General features: G+C 70.2%; 16 protein-coding genes. 13 read left to right on the forward strand and 3 right to left on the reverse strand.

Translation table 11 applies throughout. The features are described from left to right. From H4W30_RS37210 to H4W30_RS37270, 13 genes are all read left to right on the forward strand, one after another. Nucleotides 1-243: NlpC/P60 family protein (locus H4W30_RS37210; RefSeq protein WP_192747048.1), on the forward strand; the 243-nt coding region annotated here is incomplete at its 5' end. Continuing rightward, entirely contained in the window at nucleotides 240-788 is a 549-nt protein-coding gene (locus tag H4W30_RS37215) for a hypothetical protein (protein ID WP_192747049.1), read from the forward strand. The genes H4W30_RS37210 and H4W30_RS37215, both read left to right, overlap by 4 nt. Next, nucleotides 788-1,084, forward strand: coding sequence for a hypothetical protein (locus H4W30_RS37220; RefSeq protein WP_192747050.1), 297 nt, complete (start codon nucleotides 788-790; stop codon nucleotides 1,082-1,084). The genes H4W30_RS37215 and H4W30_RS37220 overlap by 1 nt, the downstream gene beginning before the upstream one ends. 5 nt (nucleotides 1,085-1,089) lie before the next feature. After that, a complete protein-coding gene (locus H4W30_RS37225) occupies nucleotides 1,090-1,806 on the forward strand; it encodes a hypothetical protein (RefSeq protein ID WP_192747051.1) in 717 nt (238 codons plus the stop codon). A 30-nt stretch (nucleotides 1,807-1,836) separates the two neighbouring features. Further along, the gene (locus tag H4W30_RS37230) at nucleotides 1,837-3,225 is read left to right on the forward strand and encodes a hypothetical protein (RefSeq protein ID WP_192747052.1); all 1,389 of its coding nucleotides are present in this window, start codon (nucleotides 1,837-1,839) and stop codon (nucleotides 3,223-3,225) included. A 70-nt stretch (nucleotides 3,226-3,295) separates the two neighbouring features. Then, nucleotides 3,296-4,762, forward strand: a complete 1,467-nt coding sequence (locus H4W30_RS37235) for an SCO6880 family protein (RefSeq protein ID WP_192747053.1) — start codon at nucleotides 3,296-3,298, stop codon at nucleotides 4,760-4,762. Continuing rightward, on the forward strand, nucleotides 4,759-6,351 hold the full coding sequence (locus tag H4W30_RS37240; RefSeq protein ID WP_192747054.1) for an ATP-binding protein: 1,593 nt from the start codon (nucleotides 4,759-4,761) through the stop codon (nucleotides 6,349-6,351). The genes H4W30_RS37235 and H4W30_RS37240 overlap by 4 nt, the downstream gene beginning before the upstream one ends. After that, the gene (locus H4W30_RS37245) at nucleotides 6,339-8,102 is read left to right on the forward strand and encodes a type IV secretory system conjugative DNA transfer family protein (RefSeq protein WP_192747055.1); all 1,764 of its coding nucleotides are present in this window, start codon (nucleotides 6,339-6,341) and stop codon (nucleotides 8,100-8,102) included. Before H4W30_RS37240 ends, H4W30_RS37245 begins: the two co-directional genes overlap by 13 nt. After that, entirely contained in the window at nucleotides 8,102-8,512 is a 411-nt protein-coding gene (locus H4W30_RS37250) for a DUF4913 domain-containing protein (protein WP_192747056.1), read from the forward strand. The genes H4W30_RS37245 and H4W30_RS37250 overlap by 1 nt, the downstream gene beginning before the upstream one ends. Next, a complete protein-coding gene (locus H4W30_RS37255; RefSeq protein ID WP_192747057.1) occupies nucleotides 8,509-9,486 on the forward strand; it encodes a phosphoadenosine phosphosulfate reductase domain-containing protein in 978 nt (325 codons plus the stop codon). Before H4W30_RS37250 ends, H4W30_RS37255 begins: the two co-directional genes overlap by 4 nt. A 76-nt stretch (nucleotides 9,487-9,562) precedes the next feature. Beyond that, nucleotides 9,563-10,378: a DddA-like double-stranded DNA deaminase toxin gene (locus H4W30_RS37260; protein ID WP_192747058.1), complete on the forward strand. Its 816-nt coding sequence runs from the start codon at nucleotides 9,563-9,565 to the stop codon at nucleotides 10,376-10,378. Further along, nucleotides 10,375-10,878, forward strand: coding sequence for an Imm1 family immunity protein (locus tag H4W30_RS44655; protein WP_192747059.1), 504 nt, complete (start codon nucleotides 10,375-10,377; stop codon nucleotides 10,876-10,878). Before H4W30_RS37260 ends, H4W30_RS44655 begins: the two co-directional genes overlap by 4 nt. A 241-nt stretch (nucleotides 10,879-11,119) precedes the next feature. Continuing rightward, nucleotides 11,120-11,803 carry a hypothetical protein gene (locus H4W30_RS37270; RefSeq protein ID WP_192747060.1) on the forward strand — a complete coding sequence of 228 codons (684 nt, stop codon included), beginning with the start codon at nucleotides 11,120-11,122 and terminating at the stop codon, nucleotides 11,801-11,803. Nucleotides 11,804-11,903: 100 nt separating this feature from the next. Here the strand turns inward: H4W30_RS37270 and H4W30_RS37275 are convergent, their stop codons facing one another. The 3 genes from H4W30_RS37275 to H4W30_RS37285 are packed head-to-tail and all read right to left on the reverse strand — an operon-like array spanning nucleotide 11,904 to nucleotide 14,931. After that, entirely contained in the window at nucleotides 11,904-12,134 is a 231-nt protein-coding gene (locus tag H4W30_RS37275; protein ID WP_192747061.1) for a hypothetical protein, read from the reverse strand. Further along, nucleotides 12,131-13,441, reverse strand: a complete 1,311-nt coding sequence (locus H4W30_RS37280) for a hypothetical protein (RefSeq protein WP_192747062.1) — start codon at nucleotides 13,439-13,441, stop codon at nucleotides 12,131-12,133. The genes H4W30_RS37275 and H4W30_RS37280 overlap by 4 nt, the downstream gene beginning before the upstream one ends. Nucleotides 13,442-13,464: 23 nt before the next feature. After that, on the reverse strand, nucleotides 13,465-14,931 hold the full coding sequence (locus H4W30_RS37285) for a relaxase/mobilization nuclease domain-containing protein (RefSeq protein ID WP_192747063.1): 1,467 nt from the start codon (nucleotides 14,929-14,931) through the stop codon (nucleotides 13,465-13,467).

Here is a 14,931-nt window from a genome sequence, read left to right on the forward strand (position 1 = left end):
ACCAGCCGGATGCAGTACCGGACGCCCGGCAGCACACAGATACCGGTCGCGCAGGCACAAGCCGGTGACCTGCTGTTCTGGGCGCACAACACGGCGAACGCCGAGACGATCCATCACGTCGCCTTGGTCGTGAAACCCGGCGAGCTCGTCGAGGCCCCCGAGAACGGGAAGACCGTTCGACAACGCCCGTACGCGCTCAACAGCGCGGGTTTGATGCCCTCGGCCGTGCGGGTGGGCGCATGAGCGAGCCGACCACGCAGGAGCCGGACGACGAAGTGATCCAGCCTGCATCACCTGTGAAGGCGGATCCGGTGATGCAGCCTGGATCAGCCGAGCGGGTGCCGCTGGTGGTGGCGGGGGCGTCCGGGGGAGTGGGCACCTCGGCGGTGGCGCGGCTGCTGGACGGCCGCGACGCCGGAGTGTGGCGCACCGACAATCTCGGACCGCTGATCATGCCCGATGTGCTGGTCGCCGGGGTCTCGGTGCAGTCGATGACCCGGGCCCGCCGCGCGCTGACGATGTTGTCGCTGCTGGGCGGGCGCCCGTTGCTGATCGTCGTCGGTGACGGCCGCGGACGCGCTCCCGCCGATTCGCGGGCCTTGCTGACGCTGCTAGGGCCGCTGGTCCAGGACGTCGTCCACCTCCCGTACACGCGGGCCTGGCGGAACTGCACCAGCCCCTACGGACTCACCCCGCCGAGCGGGCGGGCATTTCGCCGCGCGGTGACGCGGGCGCGCGAGGCGTGCGCCCTTCCACCGCTGGCGCTACCGACGATAAGGAGGCGCTGATGCTCGGTCATCCGAGACAGCCGAAACCCACACCACCGTTCGACTTGGATCCGCCGCCGTCCATGCCTCCTGGCTTGGAAAATTTCGGTTCGGACGTGGTCAGCTGGGTGAAAGGCCTGGGGATCCTCTCCGTGATCGTCGGGCTGGCGATTTGCGGGATCATGATGGCGCTCGGCCGCCGCAACCGGTCGGAGATGGCGGCGCAGGGCGCGATCGGAATCCCGTGGGTGATCGGGGCGGCGCTGATCATCACCGGCGCGGCCGCGATCGTCCGTGGCCTGATGTGGGACGAGTGACCGCGATGAGCTGGAGCTCGCGGGCCCCGCGCCGTCGACGCTGGCCGCTGGTCCTGGCCGGGATTGTCGTTCTCGTTGTAGGTCTGGTGATCGCCTCGGCGGTCTACGCGGATTCGCACGATCCGACGGGAACGGCTCCCTCCGCCGCGCCGACGGCGCCGGACGCTGCCCCGGCGGCGGGGCTGACGTGGCCGCCGAATGACGTGCGGTGGTTTTCCTTGCAGGGAACCATGGTTCCGCTGTCGCTCGCGCATGGACCGTCCACAAACGACGGAGTAGTCGCGTCGGGCTTCACCCACGATCCGAACGGCGCCGTCATCGCGGCGGTCAACGTCTTGACGCGGTCGTCCGGGCTCGCCGGCGACGAAACCGTGTTCGGTCCGGCGATCGCGCGGCAGACCACCGGCGACGTCTCCGGCTATCTCGCCTCGATCCGGGGCGTGCGTGCGGCACTCGAGCAGCGGGGCGGGGCACCGGCGACGGTGGTAGTCGGCTACCGCCTGGTTGAGGTCGGTGTCGACGACGTCCGGATGGACGTGCTCAGCCGCGCCACCAATCCGGCCCGCCCATCCCAGCACGCACTGATCACCGGCACGGCCCGGGTGCGGTGGCTGGACGGGGATTGGCGGCTGGTCGTCCCGACCGGCGCCGGCCGCCAGGTCGACCAGGTCCCGCCCGGCTTCGCGCCGATGCCTGGCCAGCAACTCACCTCGGCCGGTTGATCAGGTCCGATCAGGGAGAAGGGGAGCGGGATGTGCCAACCGGGAAACCTGCTGGCGACCGTCGTCTGCGAGGTCGTCCGGTGGGGCGACACGGCATCCACGCTCGCGCCCGTTGCCGCACAGCAGGGAGCGCAAGCGGTCGGCGGGTCCGTGTTGGACGGTGCCGCGAAGTCCGCGGGGCAGGCAGCGGGGCAGCTGATCACGACGTCACTCGGCTGGTGGACGGTCACGTCCTCGGTGGACTTCGGGTCACCGGCGCTGAAGACGGTGCGCGCGTACACGATGCCGTTGACGATGATCCTGCTGACGCTCGGTGTGATCGCGGCGGCGATCCGGACCGCGTTGGCTCGCAAGGGCGAACCGCTGATGCAGCTGGTCACCAACCTGGTCACGTTCATCATCATTTCGGCGGCCGGGCTGGGATTGCTGGCAGCGATCCAGGCGGGCGGCGAGGCCTACAGCGCGTGGATTCTCAAGGACGCGGGCAAGCACCTCGGCGACCGGTTCGCGGTCGCGGCCGCGAATCCTTACACGGCGTCCTTCGGAATCATCATGATCTCCCTGTTCGCCATCCTCGTGGCGCTGGTGCAATGGATTCTGATGCTCTTCCGGACGGCGGCGCTCGTCGTGCTGGCCGGAATGCTCCCGCTCGCCGGTGCAGCCTCCGTGCTGCAAGGACGGACCGACTCGATCAAGACCGTCGTGACGTGGTCGCTGACGATCGTCATCTATCCGCCCGTCGGCGCGACCATCTACGCCACTGGATTTTTGACGCTGGGAACGGGCGCGGACCTGCTCACGATGCTGCGGGGGCTGGTCATCCTCATCATGGCGGTGATCGCCCTGCCGATGCTCGCCAAACTTTTCTCCTGGGCGGGAACGTCGCTCGCCTCGGGTGGCGGGGGCCTGGCGGCCGCCGCCGGGCTCGCCGGGTTGGCGATGGCCCGGCGCGGCGCGGGGAAAGGGAAGAAAGGCGACAGCTCCGATACCGGGGGCGACAGCGACGGCGATACCGACGGCACCGACACCGGCGGCCCGGATCCGTCCGAGGGCACCAACCCCGGCGGTCTCGCCACCGAACACACCCGGGAAATGGAGACCGGCGGCCCGGAGTCGCCGGGCGGATCGCGTGGGGACACCCCGGCGAATTCCGACAGTGCGGGCCCGGCTGAGGAGCCGGGGCCGGGAGCGGCGGCGGATCTCGCCGACCCCACGCCGTCCGGCGGTGAGGACGAAGCGGCGGCCGCGGCGACGGCCGGAGCGAGCGGCGGCGCCACTGCCGGGGGCGATACACCCGCAACCTCAGGCGGAGGCGGCAATCCCGTTGCAGCGCAAGCGGAACAGGCGATCGGCGCGGCAGAAAGCGCGACGGAGACAGCGACCGACCCCGCCCCGCTGGGATCGGACGAACCGACATGACCACACACCACAGGCCGGGTGATGCAGCCTGGATCACCCCGTCGCGGCATGGATCACGGGGGACGTAGGGATGGCACGGACATACGGCGGCTGGAGGAGAAGACGAGGATTCGAGGTCTTCGGGTTGCCCGGGAGCTCGCTCGCCGCGGTGCTGGTGGCGCTGTGCATCCCGGTGCTGGTCGGTCTCGTCGACGCGCAAGCCGGGCTGTACGCGCTGATACCGGGCCTTCTGGTCGCGGCGGCGGTGCTGGTGCGCTCGGCCGGAACACCGGTGGTGGTGATCGCCGTCCGCCGCTGGATCTGGGCCCGCGCTCACCGCCGGGGCTTCACCTCCTACCGGTCCGAAGTGGTCGCGAAGCTTCCCGGCCCCTCCTACCTTCCGGGGCCGCTGGCGCCGCTTGAGCTGCTCGCGGTCCGGCAGGTGACCGGCGAGCCGGCCGCGTGGATCTGGGATCGGCGCGGCGGCTACTTGACCGCGCAGGTCCGGCTCACCTCCACGGGCACGCTGATGGCGGATCCAGCGGCCGCGCAGTCCTGGGTGGACAGCTTCGGAGCGTGGCAGGCCGGGCTCGGGCATGTCGCGGGAATCCGGTCGGTGACGATCGTGGTGGAGACCGCGCCGTCTGCCGGATCCCGGGTCCGCGACTACGTGCTCGCCCACCAGGTCGACGACGCGCCGGAACTGGCGCGGTCGCTGATGACGGACGTGCTCGACGAGCTACCGGGCCAGACGGCCGAAGTGCACCAATGGGCGGCCGTCACCTTCGATCCCCGGAAGCTGCCGACGTCACCGAGAACGATGGTCGAAGCCGTCGCGGACACCTCCGTCGCGCTCGGCGGGGTCGTCGACGGACTGAACAACGGCGGTGTGCGGGTCCTCGGCCGCGCCACACCGGGATGGACCGCCGCCCGGGTCCGCGCAGCATTCGACCCCGGCACCCGGTCCCAGATCGAACGCGACCGCGCCGACGAGGCGCCAGTGAGCTGGCAGCAAGCCGGACCCCAAGCCGCCACCGAGGAATGGGACCACCTGCAACACGATTCCGGGTTCTCGGTCACTTACGCGCTGCGCGATCTTCCGGCCACGCGGGTTCGCCACGAGGTTTTACGCCGTTTGATGGCGCCGGGCCGGTGGCCGCGCCGGGTCGCAGTCACGTACCAGCCGTATCCGGCGGCGACGGCCGCCTCGGTGGTCGACGCCGAAATGCTCGCCGCGTCGGTCCGACAGTCCGCGGCCCGCAAGGCGCGCCGGGACTTCACCCCGCGCGAGCGGCTCGACGCGGAACAGGCGACGTCGACGGCGGTCGAGCAGGCACGCGGCGCGGGCCTGGGGGAGCCGGGAATCCTGGTCACGGTCACCGTGCTGGACAAAGCCGATCTTCCGGCGGCGTGCGCGGACGTGGAGAACCGGGCGAGGGGCGCGCGGCTGCGGCTGGTGCGCCTCTACGGCGCCCAGCTGCTCGGCTTCTGCTCGACGCTCGGTGTCGGCGTCGACCCGCACGAGCTGGCCGCCCGGACACCGGGGAAGGCGAAATGACCCGCCCGGCCCCGGAAACCCCGGGTTCGGTGATCCAGCCTGCATCACCGGCGGAGCAGGCGGCGGCCGCGCTGTCCACGGTGGACGCGACGGCGGACGACACTGTCGAGGCCTTCGCCGCCGATCAGAACCGCGCTCTTCCGGAGCCGGACGCCGGGCTGCCCGCCGAGTGGATCGCCGCGCGGGACAAGCCGGTGCCGCCCGCGCTCGGCTGGCGGATGCGAGGCGCGGGCCGGTCACCTATCACCCCCGGTCTGCCGCGCTGGGTCGGCTCGACGACGCAGGTATCCGGGCTCTATCCGTTCGTTTTGCCTGCCGGAGTGCCCGCCGCCGGCGTCCCGATCGGCGTCCACCAGTTCACCCGTGAGCCGGTGGGTTTCGACGCGGGGGAGTACCTGCGCAACGGGTGGGCGACCAACACGGCGACCTATTTGACCGGTGAGCCCGGGACGGGCAAGTCGACGGTCGCGCGCCGGATCATGTGGGGCCTGTCCGCGTTCGGCACCGGCGTCCTGGTGCCTGCCGACACCAAGGGCGAACACAGGCGTCTCGTCGACGCGCTGGGCGGCACCAGCGTCACCCTGGGCCGTGGCCTGCACCGGATCAACCTGCTAGACCCGGGCCCGCTCGGGCTGGTGCTCCACCAGGTGAGCGCGGCGGACCGGGACCGGATCCGGCAGGAGATCCAGGCGCGGGCGCTGACGCTGGCCGAAGGCGGGCTCACGATCGCGTCCGGCCGCCCGCTCGACGACACCGAACGCCTCGGCCTCGCCCTGGCCTACGAATTGCACCGGCGGCGCAGTCCTGGGACGACGCCGACGCTGTCGGACCTGGCGGTGATCCTGCGGGAGGCTCCGGAGGAGATCCGCGCGGCGATGCTCGCGGTCGACTCCGCCGAGCTGGCGCGGCTGCTGCGGCCGCTGCTGGTCCGGCTGCACCTGCTGCTGCGCGGACCTCTCGCCGGGCTGTTCGACGGAGAGTCGACGTTCTCGATCGACCCGGGCACGCCGGGGGTGTGCCTGGATCTGTCCCGGCTGACCACCGACGCCGAAGATACCGCCGTCGCCGTGGCGATGCTGGCGGCGTGGGGCTGGTCCGCGGCGCTGATCGACGCCGGGCAGGCTCTCGGAGTCCGGCGGACCTGGGTGCAGCTCTATGACGAGTACTGGCGGGTCCTGCGCGCCGGTGCGGGCATGGTCGAGCTGTCCGACCAGATCACCCGCCTCGGGCGGCACCTCGGCGTGCAATCGATCATGGCCACGCACAGCGTCGATGACTTCGAGGCACTGCCGACACCGGAAGACCGGGCGAAAGCCCGGGGGATTATCGCGCGCTGCTCCATCTCGATCTGCCTCGCACAGCCTCAGTCCGAATTGGACAAACTGAGCCGCATCGTCCCGATGAGCCCTGACGAACAGGCACTGATCCGGCATTGGGCCGCTCCTCCGACCTGGGCCCCGGCGCTCCAGCATCCCGGGCGTGGAAAGCTCATGATCAAGCCGCGCGAACGACTGGGGATCCCGGTCACGATGCGGCTGCCCGCGTCGGAAAAACCGTTCCATGACACGGATCAGGCATGGGCGGCGTAGCGGAGCCGAAACCGGGACGGCGCGATGATCTGCTTGTGCCGTGGCTGGTCCTCGGCCTCGGCGCGGCCGTCGAGGTGTTCGCCGGTCTGCTGTGGATCGCGCAAGGTGCCGCGACCATTCTGGACGGACGCGGCTGGGTGCCGCCCGCGTTCGGCTGGGGGATCGGGCCTCTGCGTGAGCTCGCCACCGGCCGCGCGGAGATCCCGAAGGCCTCGACGTTCGTCGTGCTGGGCGTCCTGGTGCTCGCCGTCGCGGCCGGGGTGATCCAGGCTGCATCACTGATCCGTCGACGTCGACGGGACTATCGGCGTCTCGCCCCGGCGCGTGCGGTGAACGCCCGCGCCGACGTCGAGGGCATGACCGCGAAGCCGCGGGCGGCCGAGACCGCGCGCCTGCACCCCGCGTTGATGACGGCCGGACGGGTCGGCGGCCGCGCGGATGTGCGCGACGTCCTCGGCACCGTGCTCCCGTCCGGCCCGGAGATCTTCCCCGGTTTCGAGGACGTCGAGGTCGCGTGGATGGCGCCGCGCTCCGGAAAGACGACGTCGCGGGCGGTTCCCCGCGTGCTCGCCGCGCCCGGCGCCGTGGTCGCGACCGCGAACAAGCCGGATCTCTACCGGGATACCTGGCTGTACCGGCAGAAACTCGGCACGGTGTGGCGCTTCGACCCGCAGCAGGTCACCCGCGCGAAGCAGACGTTCTGGTGGGATCCGTTGCGGCTCGTCGTCGACGACGAGAGCGCGCGGCAGCTGGCGGCGCAGTTCGTTCAGGCCATCGTCCCCAACGGGGGAGATCCTTTTTGGGCCGACGCCGCGGCGGACCTGCTTTCCGCGTTGTTCCTCGCGGCCGCGCTGAACCGCCTGACGATGCGGGACGTCTGGCGGTGGCTCAACGCCCCGACCGACGACGAACCCGTCCGGATCCTGGAGGACAAGGGCGCGGGCAGCGTCGCCGAAAGCCTGCGCGGCACGCTCAACGTCTACCCCGAAACGCGGGACTCCATTTTCCAGACCGCCCGCACCGGCGCCAGTTGCCTGCGGAACCCGAACGTGCTGCGGTGGGTCACCCGTCAGCCGGGGCTGCGCGAATTCGACATGCGGGACTTCGTGAAGTCCAAGGACGCGATGTACCTCATGTCCAAGGACTCCGCCGGCGCGGCCGCGCCCCTGCTCGCGGGGTTCCTCGACCAGCTTTTCGACTGCTGCCAAGAGGAAGCTGAACGCCACGGGGACCGGCTCCTGGTCCCCGTCACCGCCTGCCTCGACGAGGTCGGGAACATCGCGCCGTGGGACAGGCTGCCAAAAGTGGCGTCCTTCGCCGGATCGATCGGCGTTCAGATCATCGCCATCCTTCAGTCCTGGGCGCAGGGCAAAAAGGTCTGGGGAGACGTCGGCATGGAAATGCTGTACGGCGCGGCCACGCTGAAGCTGTTCGGCGCCGGGATCGATGACGACCGGCTGATGCAGCGCCTCGCCCAAGCGGTCGGCAAACACGACGTGTTCCAGCGGTCGACGACCTACAGCGACGGCGGACATTCGGAAACCTCGAGTCCACAGGAGCGGGACGCGCTCCCGCCGGACGCCGTCCGCGCGCTGCCCAAGGGAACCGGGCTGGTGCTCGCGACCGGGCGGCGGCCGGTGCTGGTCCAGCTCATCCCGTGGTACGAGACGTCCTATCGCGACATTGTCGAGGAGTCGAAAGCCGCCTACTACGAAGAGCTTGACGCACGACTTCGCGAGGGCCGCCCCTGATGCAGGCTGGATCACCCGCGAAGAAGGAGAAGAAGAAGCCCGAGGCCGCGAAGTGGGACACCGCGGAGTTGCTGGAATGGCTGGAGAACTGTCTCTTCCCGGTCTACCTGCGGCCGCTCGGACGGCCGGGGATGCGCTGGTGCAGCCGGTGGTGGGCGCACGCGGAGGCCTGGGTCCGGCTCGCCGCGTGTCATCGCGCGTGGAAGGAACTGGCCCCGAACGCCGGCGCGGGACTGTCCACCTGGCACCGCGATCACCTCGACCCGATGCTGCTGGCGTTGCTGGGGGAGAACGGGCCGTTCGCCGCGTGCACCCCGAGGTCCCATGCCGATCCGACGCGCGCCCGGCACGCGCAATCGCCCCCGTACGACCGGGAACCCGTGCCGACCGAACCGCCCGGCGCGCCATGACGGACGAGCATCTTTTCGAGCTGGGCAGCTGGGCCGGTGACGCCACCCGTCCCGGCCGACACACGATCTCTCCGGCCGAACTCGTCGCCGGGCTGTCCCGCCGGGACCGGGAACGCCGCGTCCGCGCGCTGGTGGATCAGGCCCACGAGATCGTGGACGAAGCCCTGCACACTCATTTCGTCGCCCACGAGCTGACCGCGAGCTGTCTGATGTGGTCGGGCGGCAATGACAGCAACGTCCTCGCGCACCTCATGCGCGGCCGCGTCAGCCACGCCGTCCACGCCAACACCGGGATCGGGATCGAAGCCACCCGGCAGCATGTCCGGGACACGTGCAGGCAGTGGAAGCTGCCCCTGATCGAGAAGGCCCCCGCCGAGAAGGACAGCTACGAACGTTTCGTACTCGCGCACGGCTTCCCCGGCCCGGGGCAGCACGACCGCATGTTCCAGCGGCTCAAGGAACGCACCTTCGACGCCGTCCGCCGCCGTTTCAACACCGACCCGCGCCGTCAGCGGGTGCTGTTCCTCGCTGGCCGCCGCCGCGAAGAGTCCCGCCGCCGCGGCGGAAACGCCGTCGCCGGGATCGCGCCGCTGGCGAACTGGACCAAGCTGGACCTCAACACTTACCGGGCGATGCACCCTGACGTGCCCCGTAACGAGGTCGCTGATCTGCTGCACATGTCCGGCGAATGCCTCTGCGGCAGCTTCGCCCAACGCGGCGAACTCGCCCACTTGCGCACCTTCTACCCCGAGGTCGCCGCCTACCTCGACGACCTCGGCCGCCGGGCCCTGGCGAACGGGGTACCGCCTCGACGCTGCGAATGGGGCTGGGGATGGAACCGCACGGCCCGGTCCCGCACCTCCGGGACCGCTTCCTTGAGCAGGCTCTGCGGCTCGTGCCAGCGAACCGGCCAATTCAGCTTCCGGCAGATGCCAGATAGACACGCCACTCCGAGCCGCCGGACCCCGTCGTGATCCAGCCTGCATCACTGTGGTCGACGCGGTCCACGCTTGGTTCACGGACGTGATCAGGTGATGGCAGGCTGTGCCCGTGGCTTCCGTGGGCGAAATGATCAAGGCGCTACTCGGCGCCGTCGAAAAACTCGACGCAGCCCACCAGGCTCTTGAACACGCCCAGCCGGAGTTTGCCGACGCCGAAGCCGCCTACCTCCAGGCCCTCGGCGAGGCCGGTTACGAGGCGAAGGAGGTATTGACGATCTGCACTTCGGTGCCGCCGAAGGTCACCGAATACCTCGATGAACTCCGCGCCGTTCGCGGCAGGATCATGGGTTACGTCGACGACCTGCGCGGCGAGCACGGGCCCGCCGCTGCTGAAACCAGCAAGTCGGACGCTGCGGCCAGGCCGTCCTCGCCGGCCGTCACGCCGCCGTCCTACACGAACCAACATGGTGACGCATACCCGAAAGAGGCGGCAGAGCTCGCGGCGTTGCTGCCGAAGCGATGCCTTCACGGCGCCCCGAAGCAGAAAACGGTGGGAGTACCGCGTGTCAACGGCCGGATCGCGCCGCCGATCAGATCGGGCGGCGGGAAGAACGATCCACAGGTGATCGACGCGAAGAAGTTGCTGGAATCCCTGGGCTTCAGCGAGACACAAGCGGACTTCCTGAAGTACCACGTCGAGGTGAAAGCAGCCGCTCTTGCGCTGAAGTACCCTGGTGTGGAGAAGGTGGAGATGGCGATCAACAACACGCCATGCGGAACGGAGCAGTTCCAAGGCTTCAAGGCGGTGTGCGACAGGGTGCTGACGATGGCGTTTCCCTCGAACGGAGCCAAGAGTTTGACGCTGCATGGCTCTTACCAGGACAATCGCCCATTCCGCAAGCACTACGGAAGGCCAGTCACGTGACCAGCACACTGCCCGATCTGGACGCGGTCCGGCGTGACAACACGGCGACGGTCGCCACCTTGCGCGCGATTCCCGACGCGATCGGCCTGCTCCGATCCGCGGCCACAGTCGACCCGGATAACGGCGAGCCCCTCGGCATCGTGTGGGACTTCTGGAGTCACCACATCGAGGACGACCAGCCGATGATGCGGGTCGGTCTTCGCGGGAACCTCGGCGTGCTGCGCTGGTACACAGCTGAGGCGTCGTACGCGCCCGCGGGCACCACGGAGCGCGACGGTGACCATGAGTACTGGCATGGCGGATACCCCCAGAGCTGGTGCGAGGGCGAGGAAATTCCCGCCGAGTACGTCTATGCCGCCGTCGGCGAGTTCATCGCCACTGGTCAGCGCCCCACGGTCATCCGCTGGATCAACACGAAGGATGTTCCCAATCTGCGCACGCCCGCGCCTACGGACGAGTCCGAAGCGGCAGAGCAGGTCTGGCGCGCTGCCGCTTCGTAGTACCTGGGCAGGCACAGGAAGTCGCCAGCACATGCCGTGATCCAGCCTGCATCACTCTGAGGCCGGGCCAGGCTGAGCAGCGGCCTCGCCGAGACCGGGCTGCATACAGATCCGGTACAAGCAGTCCCAGCAGAGAACCCCTCCGGGCCCGGCGGGCTTTCCGCATCCACAGCGCTTTGGTCGACGTGCTTCCTGCTCCATACTCCCGATGATATGCGAAAACCGTCGTACACTCGCACGCATGTTCGAGAAACCCATGGACACCGTGCCGGAGGAGCGGCTGCCCCTTCGCCCGGGACGGATCACGGAGACGCCCGCACGCTGCCCCTGGGGCTGCGACCTGCGGATCGTCACGGCGACGTCGACGTGGTCGCATTGGTATCGGGCGCCGGAACGGACGTGCGAGGCGTGCCGTCAGGTACCCGGCGCCGGCGGGCCCGGCCGCGGGTCCTGGGTGACCATCGACACGGCGGTGCCGAATCAGAAGCCCGCGAGTGAGGCCGACGGATTGGCGTTGTCGCTGATCGTGACTCCGCCGGACGTTCCTGCCGGGCCCGGACGGATTTCGTTGGTGCATCACGGGGACACGTTCGGGTCCATCGATCTGTCGTTGTGCCGGACGTGCTCGACGGCGCTCGTCCTGGCGCTCACCGTGAACGTCGAGCGGCGGCAGATGGGCGTGGGGCGGGTTCTGGTCTCCGCGGCCCGCGCGCGGTGCACCGGCTACGCGGTCACGATGGTGCCGTTCCGGGATCCGGTGTCGACCTTGTTCTGGGCCCGGGTCGGGTTCTTGGGCGAGGTCGGCCCGAAGGCCTGCACGCACCAGTGGAATGCGGGCGTCAGCGGTGATGGCAGCTGGGAATTCGCGGCCTATCAGGCGAACAACGGCGTTCCGGGGCGTGTTCACAGGACCCCCAGCTCGTGAAGCTGGATCTGCTCCGTCCGCAACGGCCTAGTCCGCCCGCCGGTCGCGGTGATGATGCAGCGTGGATCACCAGGGCCACGCCGGGATGATCCAGGCTGCATCACCCGGGCGCGGCTGGTCGCACTCGTTCGAGTTTCCTCACGCGTCGGGTAAGGGCTTCGACCTGCTGTTCGAGTGCCTGGATCCTCGCGATTTGCTCGCCGAGCCGCGCGGCGATGTTGTCGTCGTCCGCGGGTTTCTCCTCGTCCGGGGTGGGGTGGCTGGCGGGATTGAGCACGTGGGCGGCCGCTGCCGCTGCGGCGGGGAGCGGACTGTTCTCGTCGCCGGTCACCGCGACTTCTTGGGGGTCTGGGTCTGCTCGGCGGCCGGCGAGGGCGCGGGCGCGGGCTTCGCCGTCTCGGTGGGTGCGGCGCTGTCGTGCTGGGCCTCGGCGGGCGTGGCGACGCGCTGAGCGGCGGCGAGGGCCTGGGCTCCTTCCGGATCGGTGAGGACGACGTCGGGTTCTTCGGCTCCGGCCGTTTCGGCCGGAGTCGCGCCCGGTGCCGCGACGTTGTCGGCTTCGGCTGCCGGTTGCTCGGGCCCGGGTGCTGGGGGAGCGGGGTTCTGGTTCTCGGTGTGCACCGGTTCCTGCGGGTTCTGTGGGACCGGCCCGGTCTCGGGGCGCGGCCGGTGTGCGTCGTAGTCCTGGCGGGCGCTCTTGAGCGACGCCAGAGCGGTCTGGTACTCGGCCGTGGTGTTCTCGACACGCCGGTCTGCTTTGGCGACGGCGGCGATGCCCCGGCTGACTTCCTCCTCGGCGCGGTTGGCGATATCGGCTGCGCGTTTCCTTTCCCAGTCGGGCCGGTTGCTCGCGGCCAACTCGTCGTAGTCCTGCCGTTTGGTGGCGGCGTCCTGCTTGAGCCATTCGAGACGGCGTTCTTGCTCGGCGAGGTCGGCGACGGCTTCGCGCGCGGTGCTGTTCGCGCGGTCGGCGCGCTCGCTGAGCTGCTCGACGCGGTTGGCCCGGCGTTCCTGGTCCCGCGCGGCAGACTCCGCGGCCCGTTTCGCCTCGCGGTCGGCCTGCTCGGCGCGGCGGTCTTGATCCCGCGCGGTCTGCTCCCGGCGGCGCTGCTCGTCCCGCTCGCCCTGTTCCTTGGCGCGTTTCTCGTCGCGGGCCTGTTCCCGCTCGTCCATCTCCTTCCGGCGTGCCTGGTCACGCTCGGCTTGCTCCTTGGCGCGTTTCTCGTCGCGGGCTTTCTCCCGCTCGTCCATCTCGGCGCGGCGTTCCTTGTCGCGCTCGGCCTGCTCGGTTCGGCGCTGCTCGTCGCGCTCGGCCTGTTCCTTGGCGCGTTTCTCGTCGCGGGCTTTCTCCCGCTCGTCCATCTCGGCGCGGCGTTCCTTGTCGCGCTCGGCCTGCTCGGTTCGGCGCTGCTCGTCCCGCTCGGCCTGCTCGGTGCGGCGCGCCAGATCTCGTTCTTCTTGCTCCTGGCGCCGCTCGGCTTTGTCGAGCTCCCGCTGGCGCTCGCGTTCCTCTTCGGCCTGGATGCGCTGGAGCATGTCGAGGTGGAGCAGGCGCAGCTGCGCGAGGGTCTGGGCGACGGCGGCGGTGTCGCGCAGGGGCGCGCTGGGCAGGGTCTCGAGTTCGTTGTTCGCGGGCATGGGCGTCTCCCCGGATCGGTGGGTCAGCGACGTCGCGGAACGTCCGTCGGCGTTTGAGGCCGGGGGATCGTCCTGGCGGCGCTGGTGTCGATCCCGGCTACGCCCTGCCGGGGTGTGACCGGCCGTGTGGCGGCCGGACGGTGTGGGGTGGTGAGTGCGCGGCGGGCTTGGAGCACGTGCTCGCGCGCGGTGAAGGCCGCGTGAGCGGCGGCTCGCCGGTCGGCGAGCTCGTGCCAGGCCTCCACCTGCACCAGAACCGACGCTACCGCGATCACGATGCGCACGGCGACGTCCCGGTCCGGATCGTCCTCACCGGACTGGTTGACGAGGATTCCGGCGCTGACACGAAGATCGCGCGCCATCTGCGCGACAGGGCCGGGGGAGGAGGACGGGATCATCGGCGCGTGCGCGGCGAGCCGTCCGGCGCGGTCGGCGGCTTCGGCGGCCGCGCGGAGCTCGTCGAGGTCGGTGTAGGCCGCGGCGGCGTGAAGGACGTCGCGGGTGGCTTTCCCAATGGTTCTGAATTCGTCGTCGGTGAGTTCGTCGGGGGCGTTGGCGGCGGCGCGTTCGAGCGCGTCGACGGCGGCGGAGACGGCCTCCGGTGTGTGGTCGGCGGCGCTGTTCCACGCGGTCCGGAGCTCGTCGAGGCGGAGTTCGGGCGCGAGTTTCCCGAGTTGGTACAGGATCGGGCGCCCGGTGCTGTCGGTGCGGATGCCGACGCGGTAGTCGAGCAGGGCGCCGGTGGGGTCGCGGTGTTCGGCGACGGTGATCCCGGCGGCGCGGAGCCGGTCGACGAAGCCCTGTTCGGCTCCGGCTTCGAGGGCGATCACGGTGCACCAGTGCCGTAGCCGCGCGGTGTCGGGCAGCGCGTGCCGGTCTCCGTCGACGGCGTGCCGTTCGGCTTTCGCTCGGCTGGCCTCGGCTTGGTGGTAGGGCCTGCGCGCGGTGCCGTCCGCCGATCCGGTCGGCGTCAGCCCGTACCGGGCTTCGTACTCGTGCCGCATGTCTTCCCAGGCCCGGGTGTAGTTGATCCAGCCTGCATCACGGCCGTTCTCGCGGATCCGGGAGTAGGTGATGTGGATGCCGGTGTCGTCGTGGCGGGTCGCGATCCAGCGCACTGCGGCGCCGTCGTCCGGGCCGTTCCACAAACCGGAGCGGCGCATGGTCGTTTCCGCGATCTCGCGCCACTGGTCATCGGTGAGGACGGGGTCGTCGTCGTGGTTGGCGACGATGATGTGCCCGGTTTGGCCGGTCGGGGAGACGCCGGCGAGCCGGGCGGGGAGGTCGAGGGTGCTCGCCATGTCGCGCACCGACTGCCCGCCATCGGTGCGCGGTACGGGCGTGTGGATCTCGGGGACTCCGTCCCAGCTGGCGATGGTGCGCGGGTCGACGTGCTCGGTTCCGCCGCGCTCGGGCCCGACGCCCGGCCCGTAGAGGTAGGAGAGAAGCCCTGTGGTGTTCGACCCGCTCGGGGCCGCGTGCACGATCAT

Origin of the sequence: Amycolatopsis roodepoortensis, from assembly GCF_014873915.1 — a bacterium.
GTDB classification, from domain to species: Bacteria; Actinomycetota; Actinomycetes; order Mycobacteriales; family Pseudonocardiaceae; genus Amycolatopsis; species Amycolatopsis roodepoortensis.